The 17,529-nt window shown below is 61.6% G+C and carries 17 protein-coding genes, 1 tRNA gene and 1 pseudogene; 14 read left to right on the forward strand and 5 right to left on the reverse strand.

Annotation, left to right across the window (positions count from 1 at the left end; genetic code table 11):
- Position 1 precedes the first annotated feature (1 nt).
- Complete coding sequence (locus LXM96_RS05380; protein WP_239997364.1) at positions 2-1,129, forward strand: ATP-dependent DNA helicase; 1,128 nt, start codon at positions 2-4, stop codon at positions 1,127-1,129.
- A 99-nt stretch (positions 1,130-1,228) separates the two neighbouring features.
- Positions 1,229-1,981, forward strand: a complete 753-nt coding sequence (locus LXM96_RS05385) for a pyridoxine 5'-phosphate synthase (RefSeq protein WP_239997365.1) — start codon at positions 1,229-1,231, stop codon at positions 1,979-1,981.
- Here the strand turns inward: LXM96_RS05385 and LXM96_RS05390 are convergent.
- Both LXM96_RS05390 and LXM96_RS05395 read right to left on the reverse strand, forming a co-directional pair.
- Complete coding sequence (locus LXM96_RS05390) at positions 1,978-2,928, reverse strand: bifunctional helix-turn-helix transcriptional regulator/GNAT family N-acetyltransferase (protein ID WP_394801904.1); 951 nt, start codon at positions 2,926-2,928, stop codon at positions 1,978-1,980. The genes LXM96_RS05385 and LXM96_RS05390 overlap by 4 nt on opposite strands.
- A gap of 55 nt (positions 2,929-2,983) precedes the next feature.
- A complete protein-coding gene (locus LXM96_RS05395) occupies positions 2,984-3,700 on the reverse strand; it encodes an aspartate/glutamate racemase family protein (protein WP_239997367.1) in 717 nt (238 codons plus the stop codon).
- Between the two features lie 151 nt (positions 3,701-3,851).
- Between LXM96_RS05395 and LXM96_RS05400 the strand changes: the two genes are divergently transcribed.
- The gene (locus tag LXM96_RS05400; protein ID WP_239997368.1) at positions 3,852-4,316 is read left to right on the forward strand and encodes an Lrp/AsnC family transcriptional regulator; all 465 of its coding nucleotides are present in this window, start codon (positions 3,852-3,854) and stop codon (positions 4,314-4,316) included.
- Between the two features lie 35 nt (positions 4,317-4,351).
- Here LXM96_RS05400 and LXM96_RS05405 read toward each other — a convergent pair whose 3' ends face one another.
- Entirely contained in the window at positions 4,352-5,233 is an 882-nt protein-coding gene (locus LXM96_RS05405; RefSeq protein ID WP_239997369.1) for an SDR family oxidoreductase, read from the reverse strand.
- Between the two features lie 131 nt (positions 5,234-5,364).
- Between LXM96_RS05405 and LXM96_RS05410 the strand changes: the two genes are divergently transcribed.
- On the forward strand, positions 5,365-5,775 hold the full coding sequence (locus LXM96_RS05410; protein WP_239997370.1) for a winged helix-turn-helix transcriptional regulator: 411 nt from the start codon (positions 5,365-5,367) through the stop codon (positions 5,773-5,775).
- 57 nt (positions 5,776-5,832) lie between these two features.
- Here the strand turns inward: LXM96_RS05410 and LXM96_RS05415 are convergent.
- Positions 5,833-6,880: pseudogene (locus LXM96_RS05415) on the reverse strand (NAD(P)-dependent alcohol dehydrogenase).
- A 129-nt stretch (positions 6,881-7,009) separates the two neighbouring features.
- Complete coding sequence (locus tag LXM96_RS05420) at positions 7,010-7,384, reverse strand: DUF4087 domain-containing protein (protein ID WP_239997371.1); 375 nt, start codon at positions 7,382-7,384, stop codon at positions 7,010-7,012.
- A gap of 196 nt (positions 7,385-7,580) precedes the next feature.
- Between LXM96_RS05420 and LXM96_RS05425 the strand changes: the two genes are divergently transcribed.
- The 10 genes from LXM96_RS05425 (at position 7,581) to LXM96_RS21840 (ending at position 17,446) form a co-directional block, all read left to right on the forward strand.
- Positions 7,581-8,219: a TetR/AcrR family transcriptional regulator gene (locus tag LXM96_RS05425; RefSeq protein ID WP_239997781.1), complete on the forward strand. Its 639-nt coding sequence runs from the start codon at positions 7,581-7,583 to the stop codon at positions 8,217-8,219.
- 42 nt (positions 8,220-8,261) lie between these two features.
- Complete coding sequence (gene ilvC / locus LXM96_RS05430; RefSeq protein ID WP_239997372.1) at positions 8,262-9,281, forward strand: ketol-acid reductoisomerase; 1,020 nt, start codon at positions 8,262-8,264, stop codon at positions 9,279-9,281.
- 207 nt (positions 9,282-9,488) lie between these two features.
- On the forward strand, positions 9,489-10,715 hold the full coding sequence (locus LXM96_RS05435) for an aminotransferase-like domain-containing protein (RefSeq protein WP_239997373.1): 1,227 nt from the start codon (positions 9,489-9,491) through the stop codon (positions 10,713-10,715).
- 120 nt (positions 10,716-10,835) lie between these two features.
- The gene (locus LXM96_RS05440; RefSeq protein ID WP_239997374.1) at positions 10,836-11,819 is read left to right on the forward strand and encodes an ABC transporter substrate-binding protein; all 984 of its coding nucleotides are present in this window, start codon (positions 10,836-10,838) and stop codon (positions 11,817-11,819) included.
- A 14-nt stretch (positions 11,820-11,833) separates the two neighbouring features.
- Positions 11,834-13,528: an ABC transporter permease gene (locus LXM96_RS05445; RefSeq protein ID WP_239997375.1), complete on the forward strand. Its 1,695-nt coding sequence runs from the start codon at positions 11,834-11,836 to the stop codon at positions 13,526-13,528.
- Positions 13,516-14,544 (forward strand): ABC transporter ATP-binding protein, encoded by a 1,029-nt coding sequence (locus LXM96_RS05450; RefSeq protein ID WP_239997376.1) that lies wholly within the window; start codon positions 13,516-13,518, stop codon positions 14,542-14,544. The genes LXM96_RS05445 and LXM96_RS05450 overlap by 13 nt, the downstream gene beginning before the upstream one ends.
- A 46-nt stretch (positions 14,545-14,590) precedes the next feature.
- Positions 14,591-15,697: an endonuclease/exonuclease/phosphatase family protein gene (locus tag LXM96_RS05455; protein WP_239997377.1), complete on the forward strand. Its 1,107-nt coding sequence runs from the start codon at positions 14,591-14,593 to the stop codon at positions 15,695-15,697.
- A 103-nt stretch (positions 15,698-15,800) separates the two neighbouring features.
- Positions 15,801-16,715, forward strand: a complete 915-nt coding sequence (locus tag LXM96_RS05460; RefSeq protein WP_239997378.1) for a PhzF family phenazine biosynthesis protein — start codon at positions 15,801-15,803, stop codon at positions 16,713-16,715.
- A gap of 137 nt (positions 16,716-16,852) precedes the next feature.
- Positions 16,853-16,928, forward strand: a tRNA-Lys gene (locus LXM96_RS05465).
- Positions 16,929-17,326: 398 nt separating this feature from the next.
- On the forward strand, positions 17,327-17,446 hold the full coding sequence (locus LXM96_RS21840; RefSeq protein ID WP_394801905.1) for a DUF6471 domain-containing protein: 120 nt from the start codon (positions 17,327-17,329) through the stop codon (positions 17,444-17,446).
- The last annotated feature ends 83 nt before the right edge of the window (positions 17,447-17,529 follow it).

Consider the following 17,529-nt stretch of genomic DNA (forward strand, 5'->3'; position numbering starts at 1 on the left):
CATGCAATTCGCACCACAACAGGACGAGGCTCTCAAGGCGGTTTCGCGCTGGCTGAAAGAGGGCCGGAGCCCGGTCTTCCGGCTGTTCGGCTATGCCGGCACCGGCAAGACGACGCTTGCCAAGCATTTTGCCGAAAATGTCGACGGCGAAGTGCTGTTTGCCGCCTTCACCGGCAAAGCTGCGCAGGTGCTGCGTTCGCGGGGGGCAAGAAATGCCAAGACGATCCATTCGCTGATCTATAGACCGCGTGGCGAGGAAGAGGTCTCCGACGAGGAGACGGGCAAAACTTCTGTTGCGCCGATGTTCTCGATCAACCGGCAGAGCCCGCTCGCCAAAGCGCCGCTGATCGTCATCGACGAGTGCTCGATGGTGGATGAACAGCTGGGCCGGGACTTGATGAGCTTCGGGACGCCGATCCTCGTGCTGGGCGATCCGGGCCAGTTGCCACCGGTTTCCGGTGGCGGCTACTTTACCGAGCAGGAGCCAGACTACCTGCTGACCGACATCCACCGGCAGGCCCGCGACAACCCGATCATCCAGCTTGCGATGAACGTGCGCGAGGGCAAGGAGATCATGTATGGCGATTACGGCACCGCCCAGGTGATCTCGCGCAACGAGGTGAACCAGGCGCTGGTTCTGGAGGCCGACCAGGTTCTGGTCGGCACCAATAAGACCCGCAAGCGCTACAATCAGCGGCTTCGCGAGCTGAAGGGTTTCACCACGGAATATCCGCAGTCAGGCGACAAGCTGGTTTGCCTGCGCAACGATCAGGTGAAGGGCCTGCTCAACGGCTCTCTCTGGCAGGTGATGAGCTCTTCCAAGGAGACGGTAAAGCCAGGCATCAACCTGATGATCCGCCCGGAGGACGACGACATGGATCGCGGCGCGGCCAAGATCAAGCTGCTCAAGGCGTCCTTTGAGAATGTCGAAGGCGAGATTCCGTGGTCGACGCGCAAGCGCTACGACGAGTTTGACTACGGCTATGCGCTGACCGTGCACAAGGCGCAGGGCTCGCAGTGGAACAACGTCGTGCTGTTCGACGAGAGCTGGGCGTTTCGCGATACCCGCGAGCGGTGGCTTTATACGGCAATCACCCGGGCGGCCGAGACGATCACCATCGTCAAGTAACGGCATCAAAAGTTTCAATGGCCGGATGAGCGAAAGCGATTGGCCTGCGGCGCCGGCCTGACGTAATGATCTACGAACCTCTCATGCGGACCGTGACCAATGCCGACTCAGCTTTCCGTCAATATCAACGCCATCGCCATGCTGCGAAATCGGCGAGACCTTCCTTGGCCGAGCCTAGAGCACCTGGGGCGGATAGCACTGCAGGCGGGCGCGAGCGGGCTGACCGTGCATCCGCGGCCGGATCAGCGGCATATCCGCTTTTCCGACTTGCCGGTCATCCGGGCGTTGATCGACGACGAATTTCCGCAGGCCGAGTTCAACATCGAGGGCTATCCGAGCGAGGATTTCCTGGCGCTGTGTGAACGGACGCAGCCTGAGCAGGTAACGCTTGTGCCGGACGATCCGAGCCAGGCGACCTCCGACCACGGGTTCGACTTCCGTGCTCAGGGTGAGATGCTGAAGCCAATCGTGGCGCGACTGAAGGCGGGTGGCATGCGCGTCTCGCTGTTCGCCGACGGTGACGGCGATGCCGAGGCGGTGAAGCTGGCGAAAGCAACCGGCGCCGACCGGATCGAGCTCTATACAGGCCCTTACGGTGGCTGCTACGACGCGCCGGAACGGGCGGAAGAGATCGTGGAAAAGCTCGGAAGGACGGCTGATGCAGCTCGCGCCGAAGGGATGAGCGTCAATGCTGGGCACGATCTGACGGTCGCCAACCTGCCGCTTCTGGTCAAGCGGATCCCAGACCTTGCCGAGGTCTCCATCGGCCACGGGCTAACGGCGGATGCGCTGGAGTTCGGTATGGCGGAAACCGTGCGACGCTTCCGCCGCGCCTGTGGGCAGATGGACTAGAGGGCCGAAAGCTTCGCCTCGGCGAGATCCAGTTCCCAGGTCTGGCCGACGCATGCTGGCCCGAACATGGCGTGTCTTTCCTCGGAGACAAGTTTAAAGCCGGCGGTTTCGTAGATGCGGATGGCTGCCGTCAGCATGTCGTTTGTCCAGAGCGAGAGCCGGGCATAGCCGGCAGAGATCGCGAAGCGGATGCATTCCTCCACCAGCGTGCGGCCGAGGCCAAGACCGCGCACCTGTGGATCGAGATAGAGCAGGCGAAGCTTTGCGGTGCCTCCGCCGCCATCGGTAACCAGCACCGAGCCCACCCGCTTGCCGCCCTGCTCGGCGATCCAGCTTCGTTCGCGCTGCGGGTTGAAGTCAGCGATGAACTGGCTGGCGACCTGTGCGATCAATGCCTCGAACTTCTCGTTCAGCCCATATTCGCGGGCGTAGGCCGTCGCCTGGCTTTCGATGAGCCAGCCCATGTCGCCGATCCGGTAGGGGCGCAGGATCACGGGCGCGGGGCCTGCCGGTTGCGATGAAGGGTCGAGGATGGAGCGGATCGTGCGCATGGCCTCGATCAGCCGGCCGCGGCCGCCCTCGCTGACGCCGGCAAGGTCACCGGCGATCTGCTGGCGGGAGCGCTGCCCCAGCATGTCGCAGACCTCCTGTCCCTTTGCGGTGACACGCAGGATCTGGCTGCGTTTGTCGGACGGATCGGGTATGCTGTCGATGAAGCCGGCCTCGCGGAACTTCTTCACGATCCGGCTGAGGTAGGCGGGATCGAGCCCGAGATCGCGGTTGAGTTCACTGGCCGAGACCGACTGCCGGGCACCCATCTCGTAAAGGATGCGTCCTTCCGTCAGCGTGTAGGGCGTCTCAAGATAGCCCTTGTCGAGCAAGCCAAGCTTATTGGTGTAGAAGCGGTTGAAGGCGCGGATAATGTCCGCCGTCGTGTCGTCGAGCATGGATGGAGCCTCCATTCAGAGACTCCATCCAATAATATGTTGACGGAGTCAAGTATCATGCGGCGGCGCGGTCTGCGGCGGTCTCTGCCAGAGCGAATTGGATTGCAGCGCAGGCATGGACGGCGGTGGAGTCTATGCCCGGCAGTGGCAGGTCTCGCGGATCCAGCAGCAGGCAGATCTCGGTGCAGCCGAGGATGATGCTGTCGGCGCCCTGGCGCTTGGCGGTTTCGATCATGGCGATGGCGCGCTCGCGGGAACCGGGCCGAACAACGCCGGCGCAGAGTTCGTCGAAGATGATGTCGTGCATGGCGCCGCGCTCGTCCGCCTCGGGCACCATCACCTCGATGTCCGCGTCGCGCATGCGTTCGGCGTAAAAGCCGTGTTCCATCGTGTAGCGGGTGGCGAGCAGGAGAGGGCGCTTCAGGCCCCTTGTGCCGAGAGCCTTTGCGGTTTCGTCGATGATGTGGATCAGCGGCACGTCGATCCCGCTGGCCACCTCGGGCGCCACCAGATGCATGGTGTTGGTGCAGATCAGCACGCAATCGGCACCGGCGTCCTGCAGGCGGCGGGCGCTTTGGGTCAGCGCTGCTGCGGCGAGATCCCAGCGGCCGGCCTTCTGGAGGGCGACGATCTCGGCAAAATTGACGGAGTGCAGGAGAACGTCGGCGGAGGCGAGGCCGCCAATGCGCTCGCGCACCATCTCGTTGATCATGCGGTAGTAGACCGCCGTGCTCTCAAAGCTCATGCCGCCGATCAGGCCAATCGTCTTCATCTGTCGTCTCCCTCTGGTGATCGGCAGGATGATAAGGCGCGTGCGGCGAAACTGGCGTGCGATATGAGTGGCAGTTTATCGCTTTGATGCACGCATATTGCGTGATCGCGGTCACTGGTGCACATGGAATGCGTGCAACAGGAGAATGCCAATGCTGGACGAGCGTGATCGCCGAATCCTCGAACTGCTGCAGAAGGATAGTGCCATGCCGGTGGCGGAGGTGGCCGAGCAGGTGTCGCTATCCGCCTCGGCCTGCTCGCGGCGGATCCAGCGACTGGAGGAGGCGGGGTATATCCAGCGGCGCATCGCCGTTCTCGACCGGGAGCGCATCGGCGTGCCGACGACGGTCTTTGCGCTGATCAAGACGGCGCATCATTCCGACGACTGGATCGAGAGCTTCCGGCGCGCGATCAGCGACATCGGCGAGATCGTCGAGGCGCACCGGCTGACCGGCAGCTACGACTATATCCTGAAGGTGGTGCTGCCGCGGGTCGAGCACTACGACGTCGTCTATCGCCGCCTCGTCAAGCGCATCGAGCTTTTCGATGTCTCCGCCTTCATCTCCATGGAGGTGCTGAAGAGCGGCCAGACGCTGCCGGTGGACTACGCGGTGTGAGGATGCGGGCGCCACGAAGGCGCCCGCCGAGGAGATCAGGCAAGTGCTGCGCGGTGGTCTTCGAAGAACGCCCGTAGCGACTGCGGCTTGACGCCGGTCAGGGTCTCGAAGTCGTTGGTGACGAGGTCGAAGTTGCCGGCGCGGATGTTGGCGTCGGCAGAGACCAGCATCGCGATCACGAAGTCTGGCAGACCCGCGGCCTTCAGACCGCTGGCAAGCTGGTCATCCGAGGCAGGAACGACCTGCAGCGGCTTGCCGGCAACCGCAGAGACGATTGCGGCGATCTCGGCGGCGGAATGACTTTCCGGACCGGTCAGGGTGAGCGTGGCATTGCCTTCAGGTGGCTTCGCAAGGGCTGCGGCGGCGGCGCGAGCGCAGTCGTCCCGGGAGATGTTGGACATCCGTCCGTCGCCCATGGCCGTGTACCAGCTGCCGGCCTGCAGGTTGTGCGGCATGGCCATCAGATGGTTGTCCGCATACCAGGCGTTGCGCAGGATCGTGTAGGGGAGGCCGCTCGCCTTGATGGCCTGCTCGGTGCCGAGATGATCCGGAGCAAAGGTCACCAGCGAGCGGTCGGGGTTCGGCATGGAGGTATAGACGACGTGGTCGACGCCCGCTGCAACCGCAGCCTCGACTGCGTTGCGATGCTGCTCTAGGCGTTTTCCGGGTGTCGCCAGTTCGTCCGTCGAGACGATAAGGAGGCGGTCGATGCCGGTGAAGGCCATTACCAGACCCTCCCTGTCGTCGAAATCGGCCTTGCGGGTCTCGACGCCTAGCTCCGAGAATTCTGTCAGTTTTGACGGATCCCGGCTGCCGGCGACAATGTCGGACGGCGCGATCTTCTGTGTCTCCAGCAGGTGTCGGAGAGTGGCTCGGCCAAGATGGCCGCTGGCGCCGGTAACGAACAGACGGGTCATGCGTGGGCTCCATTCAGGGGTCGGTGACGATGTTAGTCTCAAAAATAGACCAGCACTATAAAGGGAATTGATCTTCGGCTGTAAAGGAGGCAGTTTTCGGGGAGATCGTTACGTTGAGGGAACCACCTGCCATGGACCAAGCCGTCCGCTCAGCCGCAAAGGCAGCGACCGCTGACTGCGATCGCAGCACCTGGGATGCGGGCAACTGCCCCGTGCGCGATGTGATGAACCGGATCTCGGGAAAGTGGGCGACGCTGCTTCTGGAGGCCTTGGCAGCCAAGCCGCATCGGTTCGGCGAACTCCGGCGGCTCGTGCCAGATATCTCGCAGCGCATGCTGACGCAGACGCTGCGAGACCTGCAACGGGATGGCTATATCGAGCGGGAAGTGTTTCCGACCAAGCCGCCGAGCGTTGAATACCGGATGGCACCGCTCGGACGCTCGCTTTTTGGGCCGCTTTCCAAAGTGCTGGAGTGGGCGGCGGAGAACCATGATGCGGTTCGCGCGGCGAGGCGCTCCTTCGACGACGCGGGTCTAGCCTGAATCGAAAGAGGGCGGCAGATGCTGCCGCCCTCTGGAAGGTGTCACCGGGATGCCGGATCAGGCGGCCAGCGAGGCCATGTCGATGACGAAGCGGTAGCGCACGTCGCTCTTCAGCACGCGCTCGTAGGCTTCGTTGATGTTCTGGATGTCGATCAGCTCGATCTCCGACACGATCCCGTGCGTTCCGCAGAAATCCAGCATTTCCTGGGTTTCCTTGATCGAGCCAATCATCGAGCCCGACAGGCTGCGGCGGCCGGGGATCAGCGAAAAGGCGTGAACGGGAACCGCATCCTCTGGCGCACCTACGACGACCATCGAACCGTCGACCTTCAACAACGCGAGATAGGCGTTCCAGTCAATGGCGACGCCGACGGTGCAGATGACCAGGTCGAAGCTTCCGGCGAGTTTGCTAAAGGTCTCCGCGTCGCTCGTCGCATAATAGTGATCGGCACCGAGCTTCAGGCCGTCTTCCTTCTTCGACAGCGAGTGGCTGAGGACGGTAACTTCCGCGCCCATGGCATGTGCGAGCTTGACGCCCATGTGGCCGAGACCGCCCATGCCGAGGATTGCGACCTTTTTGCCCGGGCCGGCGTTCCAGTGGCGAAGCGGCGAGTAAAGCGTGATGCCTGCGCAAAGCAGCGGCGCGGTTGCGTCGAGCGGCAGGTTGTCAGGGATCGACAGGACGTAGCCTTCCTTGACGACGATATGGTCGGAATACCCACCCTGGGTGGCAGGTCTTCCCGTCGCGCTCGACGCTGTTGTAGGTCTGCACCAGGCCCGGCATGTACTGCTCGTTGTCGAGGTCCCGCCTGGCGCAGCCGACACAAGAATCGACAAAGCAGCCAACGCCGACCTTATCGCCCACTTTGAACTTGGTGACGTCCGAGCCCACTGCTGTGACGACGCCGACGATCTCGTGGCCGGGCACGATTGGGTAGACGGCGTTCTTCCACTCGTTGCGAACGGTGTGGATGTCGGAATGGCAGACGCCGCAATAGTGAATGGAGATGGCTACGTCGTCGGCATTCGGCTCGCGGCGTTCGAAGGTGAAGGGGGCAAGGGGTTTAGACGCGTCGGTGGCGGCATAGCCTCGTGCAAGTGCCATGGGCAGCTCCAATCTTGAGATGAGGAAATCACAAGATTGGGTTATGCAGCGAGACGGCAAGAAGCGTTAGACCGATCCTTCGAGCTTCTTGCACGATTCTCCAGATGTGGGTGACGCAGGATGTCGCCGTCAGTCCCGCGCCTCAAGGGCGGCGTCTTTACGGCACTGTGCGATCTTGAGCTGGCGGACCGACAGGATTCTCGTGATCCTCTCATCGCCGTCCGTTTCCACAGACATGCAGGCACAGGCGTAACCGTAATACCCGTTGATCGCGATAAATTCGCCTTGGGACAGATCGGGGATGAGCTCCATGCCTTCTGGTCCGTCCGGCCGGTCGGGATCCTGCGTCATGATTGTCCAGCTCTTATCCTTGTCCTGAAGCCACCAGTTTCTCGGCGTCGGGTTGTCGAGCCACCCACAGCGCGTTTCGGCCGCGACGGCCAAAGCGGGTAGAGCAAGGCATGCTGTGATCGTAACACTGATCAGGGCTGAAGGCAGGGGCATGGTTTACGGTTCCAGATTGCTTGACTGTGGGCGTGCATCGTGACCGCCGCGAAGCGCCGAAGCGGGACGACCCATAGGCTGTAATGACGCATAATTCCGCTTGACGCACAACACGGACTTCCGCATAAGACATTCAAGAACCGTACCGTACGGTACCTGCAAGGGAGCGACTATTTTGATTGGCGATGCGGGCCAGATGCCGGAATTTACGCCGCGCCAGAACGAGGTTCTGGAGCAGGCGTTGCGTTTGCTGGTAGAGGGCGGCGACAGGGCGCTGACGACGTCGGGACTGGCTCGGGCGGCCAACTGCTCGAAGGAAAGCCTCTACAAGTGGTTCGGCGACCGCGACGGGCTGCTCGCAGCTATGATCGCTCATCAGGCAAGCAAGGTTCGAACCTATGAGCGCGGCAAGGAAAAGCTAACGCCGGAGAACCTGCGGGAACATCTCGAGACGTTTGCGCGTGACCTCCTGGAAGTCCTTTCCGGCGACATTTCGCTGGCGCTCAACCGGTTGGCGGTCGGCCAGTCGGGGCGGGATGGTTCCAAGTTCGGAAAACTGCTTCTAGAGCATGGCCGCCGGCAAATCGACCGCAGAGCAATGGCCTTGATTGATGCCGGCAAACGAGCAGGGCTACTCCGTTTTGACGATGCGGACGCCGCCTATCACACGCTCTACGGCTTGATCGTGTCCGACCTGCATGTGCGCATGCTGCTCGGCGAGCCGGGGCTCAAGGACAATGCGCGCCAGGCGCGGAGGGCGGTCAATGCCTTTCTGACGCTTCACGGCACGCGCCAGGAATCGGGGGAGGCGGTGCGCTTCTCCTCGGGACGATAAAGCACCATCAACAACGAACACGCATAGGGAAGGATATATACGATGCGCGTCTATTACGATCGCGATGCCGATCTCAACCTCATCAAGTCGAAGAAGGTCGCCATTATCGGCTACGGATCCCAAGGTCGCGCGCATGCGCTGAACCTGAAGGATTCCGGTGCACAGAACGTGGCGATTGCGCTGAAGAGCGGTTCGCCGACGGCAAAGAAGGCCGAAGCAGACGGCTTCAAGGTGATGACGGTTGCCGAAGCAGCGGGCTGGGCTGACCTGATGATGATGGCAACGCCGGACGAACTGCAGGCCGACATCTACAAGTCGGAGATCGCGCCCAACATTCGCGACGGCGCGGCGATCGCCTTTGCTCACGGCCTCAATGTGCATTTCGGCCTGATCGAGCCGAAGGCGTCCGTCGACGTCGTCATGATCGCGCCAAAGGGTCCGGGTCATACGGTGCGCGGTGAGTACCAGAAGGGTGGCGGCGTGCCCTGCCTGGTCGCGGTTCACCAGAACGCATCGGGCAATGCTCTTGAGCTCGCGCTTTCCTACGCCTGCGGCGTCGGTGGCGGTCGTTCGGGTATCATCGAGACCAACTTCCGCGAAGAATGCGAAACCGATCTCTTCGGCGAGCAAGTCGTCCTTTGCGGTGGCCTCGTCGAACTGATCCGCGCCGGATTCGAGACGCTGGTCGAGGCCGGTTATGCGCCGGAGATGGCCTATTTCGAATGCCTCCACGAAGTGAAGCTCATCGTCGATCTGATTTACGAAGGCGGCATCGCCAACATGAACTACTCGATCTCCAATACAGCGGAGTGGGGCGAGTATGTTTCCGGTCCGCGAATCATCACGGCTGAAACCAAGGCCGAGATGAAGCGCGTGCTCACCGACATCCAGACCGGCAAGTTCACCTCCGACTGGATGCAGGAGTACCGAGCCGGTGGGGCCCGCTTCAAGGGCATCCGGCGCATGAACGACAGCCACCAGATCGAGGAAGTCGGCGCCAAGCTGCGCGGCATGATGCCCTGGATCGGCAAGAACAAGCTGGTCGACAAGACGGTGAACTAACTTCTGCCATTAGACATGGTTGCGCCGCGTTTTCCTGCTGGAAGACGCGGCGTTTGCTCTTGTATCGGCCCGGAACGCGGCCTTCGCTGGTCTGAAACAAGTCGAAGCAGGCAAGAAACTGAAGAAGTTCGATAGGTCAGTATTGCTGACCTGTCGAAGTTTCTGTAATGCTTCAGCCAACAAAATTGAAAGATGAGGAAACATCCGGTGCTCGATTGGGAACATATCTTTGCCACCCGTTCCACCAGAATGCGTGCGTCCGAAATCCGGGAACTGCTGAAGCTGCTCGAGCAGCCGGACATCATCTCGTTCGCCGGCGGCATTCCCGATCCGGCGCTCTTTCCGCACGAGGCGTTCCAGGAGGCCTATGCGTCGATCTTTTCCGGGCCGCAGGTGAACGCCGCGCTGCAGTATTCCGTCAGTGAGGGCTACAAGCCGCTGCGCGAATGGCTGGTGGGCGAGATGGCCAAGATCGGCATTGAATGCGGCGTCGACAACGTCTTCATCACCTCGGGCTCGCAGCAGGCGCTGGATTATCTCGGCAAGCTCTTCATTTCGCCCAATGATACGGCGCTCGTGACCTGGCCGACCTATCTCGGTGCGCTGCAGGCCTTCAATGCCTACGAGCCGACCTACGACCAGCTGTCGCTGAGCGGCAACCGGACGCCGGAAGGCTACCGCGAGGCAGCCGCCAAGGCCGGTGGCGCGGTGAAATTCGCCTATCTCTCGCCCGACTTCGCCAATCCGACCGGAGAGACGGTCGACCGCGCGGCGCGCGAAAAGCTGCTCGATCTCGCCGATGAGCTGGACATCGCCGTCATCGAAGACGGCGCCTACCAGAACCTTCGCTACGACGGCGAGCCCGTGCCGCCGATCATGGCGCTCGACATCGCCCGCAATGGCGGGATCGAGAATACGCGGACGATCTACAGCGGAAGCTTCTCTAAAACGCTCGCCCCAGGCTTGCGAGTCGGATTCGTGGTTGCCGCCATGCCGGTGATCCGCAAGCTGGTGCTGATGAAACAGGCGGCAGATCTGCATTCCTCGACGATCAACCAGATGGCCGTTGCAACCGTTGCTGAGACGATCTTCCCAGCGCAGGTGGCGAAGATCAAGAAGGCCTACAGCGCGCGTCGCAATGCGATGCTGGCTGCACTGACGAAATTCATGCCAGCCGGCGCCAGTTGGACGAAGCCCGAGGGCGGAATGTTCGTTTGGGTGCGGTTGCCGGAGGGAATGGACGGTGCCGAGCTTCTCGCGCGGTCGATCCGGACGGAGAAAGTCGCCTTCGTTCCCGGCAAAGCCTTCTATGCCGACGGCTCCAACAACAACACGCTGCGGCTGTCCTTCTCCTGCGCCAACGAAGCGATGATTGAAGAGGGCATCAGCCGCCTCGGCAGGCTGATCAGCGACGCGGTTGCCGAGGCAGCCTGATCGAACTGCGGGAGGGGGCCCTTTCCGGCACCTCCCGCCATTGCCGGCGGCGCAGCACTGTCATAAAGTTGTTAGACGGCTGTGATCTAGCGGGGCATCCAAGCAGGAAGGATCATCCCCATGAACAAGATCGTCTCCGCATTTTCCGCTCTCGCCGCAACAGCAATGCTTGCTGGCGCCGTCGAGGCTGCCGACCTGGTGATCTACACCAGCCAGCCCAATGAAGACGCCCAGGCCACCGTCGACGGGTTCAAGGCCGCCAATCCTGGTCTGGAGGTCGAATGGGTTCGCGATGGTACGCCAAAGATCATGGCCAAGCTGATGGCCGAGATCGAGGCGGGCAATCCGGTGGCCGATATCCTGCTGATTGCCGATACCGTCACGCTTGAGCGCATGAAGCAGGCTGGCCAGTTGATGGCCTACAAGTCGCCCGAGGCGCAGAACTTCGACGCCGCCCTTTACGATGCGGACGGCCACTACTACTCCACCAAGCTGATCACCACCGGCATCATGTACAACACGCAGGCTGGCATGAAGCCGACCAGCTGGAAGGATCTCACCAAAGCGGAAGCAAAGGGCCTCGTTGCCATGCCGAGCCCCCTGACTTCAGGTGCAGCGCTCATCCACGCCCAGACGCTGGCTGGCGTCGACAGCCTCGGCTGGGATTACTACCGCTCGCTGAAAGACAACGGCGCCGTCGCCTCGGGCGGCAATGGCGCCGTGCTGAAGTCGGTTGCTTCGGGCGAAAAGGCCTACGGCATGGTCGTCGACTACATGCCGATCCGGGAGAAGGCGAAGGGCGCGCCGGTCGAGTTCGTTTTCCCGGAAGAGGGCGTTTCTGCCGTTACCGAGCCGGTCGCGATTCTCTCTTCGACCGAGCATGCTGATGCCGCCAAGAAGTTCATCGACTACATCCTTTCGGAAGAAGGCCAGAAGGTCCAGCTCGGCCTCGGCTACATTCCCGCCCGCAACGGACTCGGCGTTCCAAAAGGCTTCCCGGCGCGCGACCAGATCAAAGTGCTGCCGATCGATGCTGCTGACGCCCTGAAGACCTCGGAGGAAGACCTGAAGACATTCTCCGACATTTTCGGCACCGCCGGCTGATCCGTCCGCCGCAGATGCGATCTTCCGTCCGATCAGGAAACAGCCAGCCGCGCTGGCTGTTTCCTTTTGTCGTTATCGTTGTCCTCGTTCTGAGCGTACTGCCACTGGCAAGGCTTGCGTGGACGGGTATTGTGTCCGCCTTGCGGGGAGATGCCGGACAGCTGCTTGCGGATCCGGCGCTCTGGAGTGCCACTCTCAACACACTCACGACCTCCTTCCTGGGCATGATCGCTGCCGTCATCCTCGGCGGCAGTTTTGCCGTGCTGCTGACGCTGTTTGACGTGCGGGGCAGGAGCGCGCTCGGGTTTCTGTTCATGCTGCCGATGATGATCCCGCCGCAGGTGACGGCGCTGTCCTGGATTGGGCTGACGGGGCCATCCAGCACCCTCCTCAAGGCCATGGGCATGGCGCCGCCGCTCGGCAGTCCGCAGCCACTCTATTCGGTCGGCGGGATTGCTCTCCTGTTCGGCGTGCAGCATGCGCCATTAGTGTATCTCGCCATGCGCGCCGGGCTGCTGTCACTGCCGAAGGAGGGAGTGGAAGCCGCACGACTTTCCGGTGCCTCTACCCTGCGCCTGCTGCTCGACATCGTCCTGCCGCTCGCAATGCCGGGACTGGTCGCAGGTGCTGCGATCGCCTTCGTGTCCGGGGTCGGGAACTTCGGAATCCCGGCCATTTTGGGAATTCCCGCTTCCATCTATACGTTGCCGACCCTGATCTATTCGAAGTTTGCGAGCTTCGGCCCGACAACCTTTGCCGACATTTCCATCATCTCCGTGCTGATTACGCTGCTTGCGGTCGCGGGGCTGTCGGTCGAAGCGCGAGTCCTGCGGGGACGCGACTACCGCACAATCGGGTTGTCCGGTCAGGCGGCCGTCTTTCGACTGGGTGCGGTTCGGCTACCGGTAGAAATGCTGCTCTGGTTGGTGACATTCATCATCCTCTTCCTGCCGTTCCTGGCACTGCTGGCAAGTTCGCTGGCTCCCGCTTACGGCGTTTCGCTCAACCTGGAGACGGCGACGCTGCATGCTTATGAGGAAGTTATCTTTCGGCAGTCGGTGACCCGATCTGCCTTCACAAACTCGGTTTCACTGGCACTTGCCAGCGCCTTCGGACTGCTGGTGATCTCCGTGCTCCTCGGCTACTACATCGTGCGAACGAAGAGCCGGACGGCGGCAACGATCTCCGCCATGGCGGAGATTCCCTATGCATTGCCAGGCATCGTGCTTGCTGTCGCCTTCATCCTGCTCCTGGCGGCACCGCTTCCGATCCTCGGCTTCTCGATTTATGGAACGATCTGGATCATCCTGATCGCCTACCTTTCCAGCTTTCTGGCGGTGAGCCTAAAGCCGGTGATCAGCGCTTATCGGCAGCTCGACCCCTCGCTGGAAGAAGCCGCACGCCTTTCAGGCGCCGGCTTTTACAGGCGGATGCGAGACGTTCTGGTGCCGCTGATCGCGCCGGCTGCCGGTTCGTCCATCATTCTGGTCTTTCTGATCGCCTGCAATGAACTGACTGTTTCCGCGCTACTGTGGTCGGCCGGGACGCAGACGCTCGGCGTCGCGATCTACAATCTCGACGATAGTGGCAGCTTTAATCTGGCTGCGGCGTTGTCCGTACTCGTTGTTGTCATGGTGGTCGTGTTGATGCTGATCCTCGAGTTGATGGCGCGTCGGCTGCCGGGAGGAGCGCTGCCATGGCGCCGCTGATCCTCAACAGTGTCACCAAGGGGTTTGGCTCTGGTGCGCCGGCTGTGCGGGATCTGTCGTTGACCGTGCGGGAAGGTCGGTTCCTAGCGCTGCTGGGTCCCTCCGGCTGTGGCAAGACAACGGTGCTACGGATGATCGCTGGCTTTGAGCAGCCGAGCGACGGGGCCATCCTTCTCGGCGAGCGTCTTCTGGCGGATGGAGCCACCATGGTGCCGCCGGAGCGCCGCAACATGGCGATGGTTTTTCAGTCCTATGCGCTGTGGCCGCATATGACGGTGGCGGAGAACGTCGGTTATCCGCTGAAGGTGCGCAAGGTGGCAAAGGAGAAGGCACGGCAGAAGGTGCGCGAGGCGCTTTCGGCAGTGCGGCTTGATACCTATGCCGACCGACGTCCTGCCGAGCTTTCGGGCGGGCAGCGGCAGCGGGTGGCGCTGGCCCGATGCCTGGTGACGGAGCCGGACGTGGTGCTGCTCGATGAGCCACTGGCTAATCTCGACCGCCACCTGCGCCAGGAGATGGAAGAGACGTTTCGCGACTTCCACGCCCGGTCCGGCGCGACGATGATCTATGTGACCCACGACCAGAGCGAGGCGATGGCACTGGCCACCGACGTTGCGGTGATGTCGGAGGGAAGGCTTCTGCAGATAGCCTCGCCCGAGGAAATCTATGCCCGGCCGGAAGGTCTCGTTGTTGGCGGGCTGGTGGGGCAGGGGGCAATCCTCTCGCTGTGTTTGCCACCTCCATCGGACCGACTGCTCGACTGGCCCCGTCTGCGCCAGGCCCTGCTGGAGCCGATCGAGGGTTGGAAATCCGCGCATGTTCTGGTGCGACCTCAGGATGTGATTCTGGATGGCTCGGGCCTTCCCGCCCGCGTCATCTCCTCGTTCTTTGAAGGGGAGCGGTATGCACTTCGGCTGGAGTTGCAGGACGGGCAGTCGCTTCGAAGCTTTTCGCGGCAGGCAGTGAGGCCGGCAGACATGGTGCATGTCGTGCTGGCCAGCGGATGGCGATTGTAGACGAGGCGCCCAGCGGGCATAACTGCTGCGTCAATCGGAAAAGCTCATGTCTGTCCGCCTCGCCACCTTCAATATCGAAAACCTCATCACCCGCTTCAATTTTTCCGGCTTTCGCAACCAATTGCGACAGGACCGGGTGCTGCGCCTCTACGACGTTGCCGACAAGGAGGCCTACCAGCAGATGGAGCAAGCGCGCGTGATTGCCTCGACGGATGACACGCGCCAGCTTTCCGCCTTGGCAATTGCCGATGCGGACGCAGACATCCTCTGCTTGCAGGAAGTCGACAACATGCCGGCGCTGCATGCCTTTGAATACGGCTATCTGTTTCGCATGGTCGGCAACGGCTACATCCAGAAATACCTGATCGAGGGCAATGATACGCGCGGGATCGATGTTGCTGTCCTGATGCGCGAGAAGACCCGTCACGGGCAGCCAATCGAACTGGTCGACATCCGTAGCCATGCCATGCTGACCTATTACGATCTCGATCTTTACGACGAGGACCTCGCCAAGTCCGTGAACCGGAACGACAAGATCTTCAAGCGGGATTGTCTGGAGCTCGACATACGGATCGGCGGCCGGCCGCTTACCCTTTATGTGGTCCACTTCAAGTCCATGGGAAATGTGCGGGAAGGAGGCGACGGGCGGCTTGCTACCATGGCGGTGCGCATGGCTGAGGCGAGGGCGGTGCGCCGGATCATCGAGCGACGGTTCGGGACAAGCCAGGCTGCCAAAAAGAACTTCGCCATCTGCGGCGACATGAACGATTACCAGGAAAAGGTCGTCGTCTCCGGCACGCGCCGCACGGGTCATGACTTCACGTATCATCGCGAGGGGAAGAGCGCACTCGACATCTTCAGCGCCGAGGGGTTTGCGGAGAATGTCGTCCAGCGTCGCGACGAGTTGGACCGCTGGACGCTCTACCATTCAAGGGGCCCACAGGAGCAGCATCTTTGCCAGCTTGATTATATCTGGTTGTCGCCGGCGCTTGCCGCGCGCAATGCGAAGATGGTTCCGGAGATTATCCGTAACGGCCAGCCCTGCCGGACGCCCTTTCCTCCCCGCCAGGAGGTAGAGCGCTATCCGCGCATCGGCTGGGATCGTCCCAAAGCCTCCGACCATTGTCCGGTCGTGGTCGAGCTGAGTCTATGACTTTTCTTGGTTTCCTGAGTTCAGGATAAACCACGACCGCGGTTGCACACCGCCGCGCCGTCGTGCAGGTTGAGGGCGGTTCAGATCATGCTGGAGAGGTTCATTGGCGCGGCGTTACGGGATCTATGATGTCTTCACCGATACCGTGCTTGCGGGAAATCCGCTGGCGGTGATCTTCGATGGTGATGGCCTGGATGACGAGGTCATGCAGTCCGTAGCGCGGGAAATGAACCTTTCAGAGACTGTTTTCGTACAGAGCGCTTCCAAACCTGCGCACACTGCACGGTTGCGCATCTTCACTCCGGCCCGCGAGCTACCCTTCGCCGGCCATCCGACGGTTGGCACGGCGGTTGCGCTGGCAGAGCTCGAGCACGGAAGCGACGACGACGTCGACATGGTCTGCGTTCTGGAGGAGAAGGTAGGCCCGGTTCGCTGTGCCGTGCGTCTTCGCCGCCAAGGCGCCGGCTTTGCCGAATTCGACCTGCCGAAGACACCGGTGTCGGTTGACCTTCCTCTCGACCGGCAGGGGCTGGCGGATGCCCTCAGCATCAATGCTGGCATGATCGGCTTTGAGAACCACCGCGTGTCCATCTGGACCGCAGGCGTACCCTTCGTCATGATCCCCGTGCACAATCTCGCCAGCGTCGAAACGCTGGAGTTCGACGCGACGCTCTGGGAAAAGGTGGCGCCATTCGTGGAGGGCGGGCTGGCGTCAGCCTTCGTCTACTGCCGGGGCGCCGTCAACCATCACGCCCGCTTTCATGCGCGCATGTTTTCGCCCGATATGGGGATAGCCGAGGATCCGGCAACCGGCTCGGCAGTTGCCGCACTGGCCGGCGCCATCCACCAATTTGACGCCCTGCCGGACGGCCATCACCCGATCCTGGTGGAGCAGGGCGTCGAGATGGGGCGCCCCTCCTACATTCACCTGCATGTCGACGTGAAGGAGGGAATGATCGCTAAGGCGCGGATTGGCGGGCAGGCCGTGCGGCTTGCGCGGGGGACGCTTGAGCTTTGATTTTTCGCTCCTGTGAGGGGAGAGGGAGCCGTTTTTCTCCCGCTGGAAAAATTTGAGAGGAAGCGCTGGACAAGCCGAACGAACCCCTTTATACGCCCTGACACCGGCGGGCGCTGACGTGTTCCGAACGGGTTTTCGGGTGATTAGCTCAGTTGGTAGAGCAGCTGACTCTTAATCAGCGGGTCGTAGGTTCGAGCCCTACATCACCCACCAAAACTCCCTGCAAGTCAAGCATTTTGGGTTAATCTTGAGACTGTTTTGCGACTGTCGTGCGACCGTTCGACATTGATCAAGTCGCACGAATGTCTCACGCCAGCAATCGTGTTCCGGCCGCAACTGTCTCCGGCTCGATGATCGCCCCGCGATACGGGCGGAGCCACAGCGCAATGTTGTTAAACCGGCTGATGCGATGATCAACGAGACGTGCAGCTTCCTCCAGGATCTCCTGCCGCTACGGGTTCTCCAGGACGGGGGGACTAACGCCGCTGTGTCGCTAGAGGTGAGACATGACCGAAAGGACCGACTGGGAACGAAGGCTACGAACCCCTTGAAAGCTGGCTTGAAGCGGAACGGCGTCAATCCTGCGCAAGCTAGTCGAGAAATAGGCGGCGATAGGCGTTGACGAGAAGGAGGTAAACGTGCGGAATAAGCTCTCTAGGGGCAAATTGACTGCAGCGTTTCTCCTGCAGTGCCTAGAAGCAATAGAAACCACCTCAATCGTGACGCGCTAATGTCTTCAAGAGTGAACAGCATCGCTTGGGATCCGCCAACAGAAGGCCCAGGGTTCCCATTTCTGCGGCTTCGATGGGATTAC

Source organism: Rhizobium halophilum, assembly GCF_021648825.1.
Classification (GTDB): domain Bacteria; phylum Pseudomonadota; class Alphaproteobacteria; order Rhizobiales; family Rhizobiaceae; genus Neorhizobium; species Neorhizobium halophilum.

Excerpts from the sequence above, each read along its gene's own strand:
- LXM96_RS05380 (WP_239997364.1), top strand. The coding sequence starts at position 2 with ATGCAATTCGCACCACAACAGGACGAGGCTCTCAAGGCGGTTTCGCGC.
- LXM96_RS05385 (WP_239997365.1), top strand. The coding sequence starts at position 1,229 with ATGCCGACTCAGCTTTCCGTCAATATCAACGCCATCGCCATGCTGCGA.
- LXM96_RS05390 (WP_394801904.1), bottom strand. The coding sequence starts at position 2,928 with ATGCTCGACGACACGACGGCGGACATTATCCGCGCCTTCAACCGCTTC.
- LXM96_RS05395 (WP_239997367.1), bottom strand. The coding sequence starts at position 3,700 with ATGAAGACGATTGGCCTGATCGGCGGCATGAGCTTTGAGAGCACGGCG.
- LXM96_RS05400 (WP_239997368.1), top strand. The coding sequence starts at position 3,852 with ATGCTGGACGAGCGTGATCGCCGAATCCTCGAACTGCTGCAGAAGGAT.
- LXM96_RS05405 (WP_239997369.1), bottom strand. The coding sequence starts at position 5,233 with ATGACCCGTCTGTTCGTTACCGGCGCCAGCGGCCATCTTGGCCGAGCC.
- LXM96_RS05410 (WP_239997370.1), top strand. The coding sequence starts at position 5,365 with ATGGACCAAGCCGTCCGCTCAGCCGCAAAGGCAGCGACCGCTGACTGC.
- LXM96_RS05420 (WP_239997371.1), bottom strand. The coding sequence starts at position 7,384 with ATGCCCCTGCCTTCAGCCCTGATCAGTGTTACGATCACAGCATGCCTT.
- LXM96_RS05425 (WP_239997781.1), top strand. The coding sequence starts at position 7,581 with ATGCCGGAATTTACGCCGCGCCAGAACGAGGTTCTGGAGCAGGCGTTG.
- ilvC (WP_239997372.1), top strand. The coding sequence starts at position 8,262 with ATGCGCGTCTATTACGATCGCGATGCCGATCTCAACCTCATCAAGTCG.
- LXM96_RS05440 (WP_239997374.1), top strand. The coding sequence starts at position 10,836 with ATGAACAAGATCGTCTCCGCATTTTCCGCTCTCGCCGCAACAGCAATG.
- LXM96_RS05445 (WP_239997375.1), top strand. The coding sequence starts at position 11,834 with ATGCGATCTTCCGTCCGATCAGGAAACAGCCAGCCGCGCTGGCTGTTT.
- LXM96_RS05450 (WP_239997376.1), top strand. The coding sequence starts at position 13,516 with ATGGCGCCGCTGATCCTCAACAGTGTCACCAAGGGGTTTGGCTCTGGT.
- LXM96_RS05455 (WP_239997377.1), top strand. The coding sequence starts at position 14,591 with ATGTCTGTCCGCCTCGCCACCTTCAATATCGAAAACCTCATCACCCGC.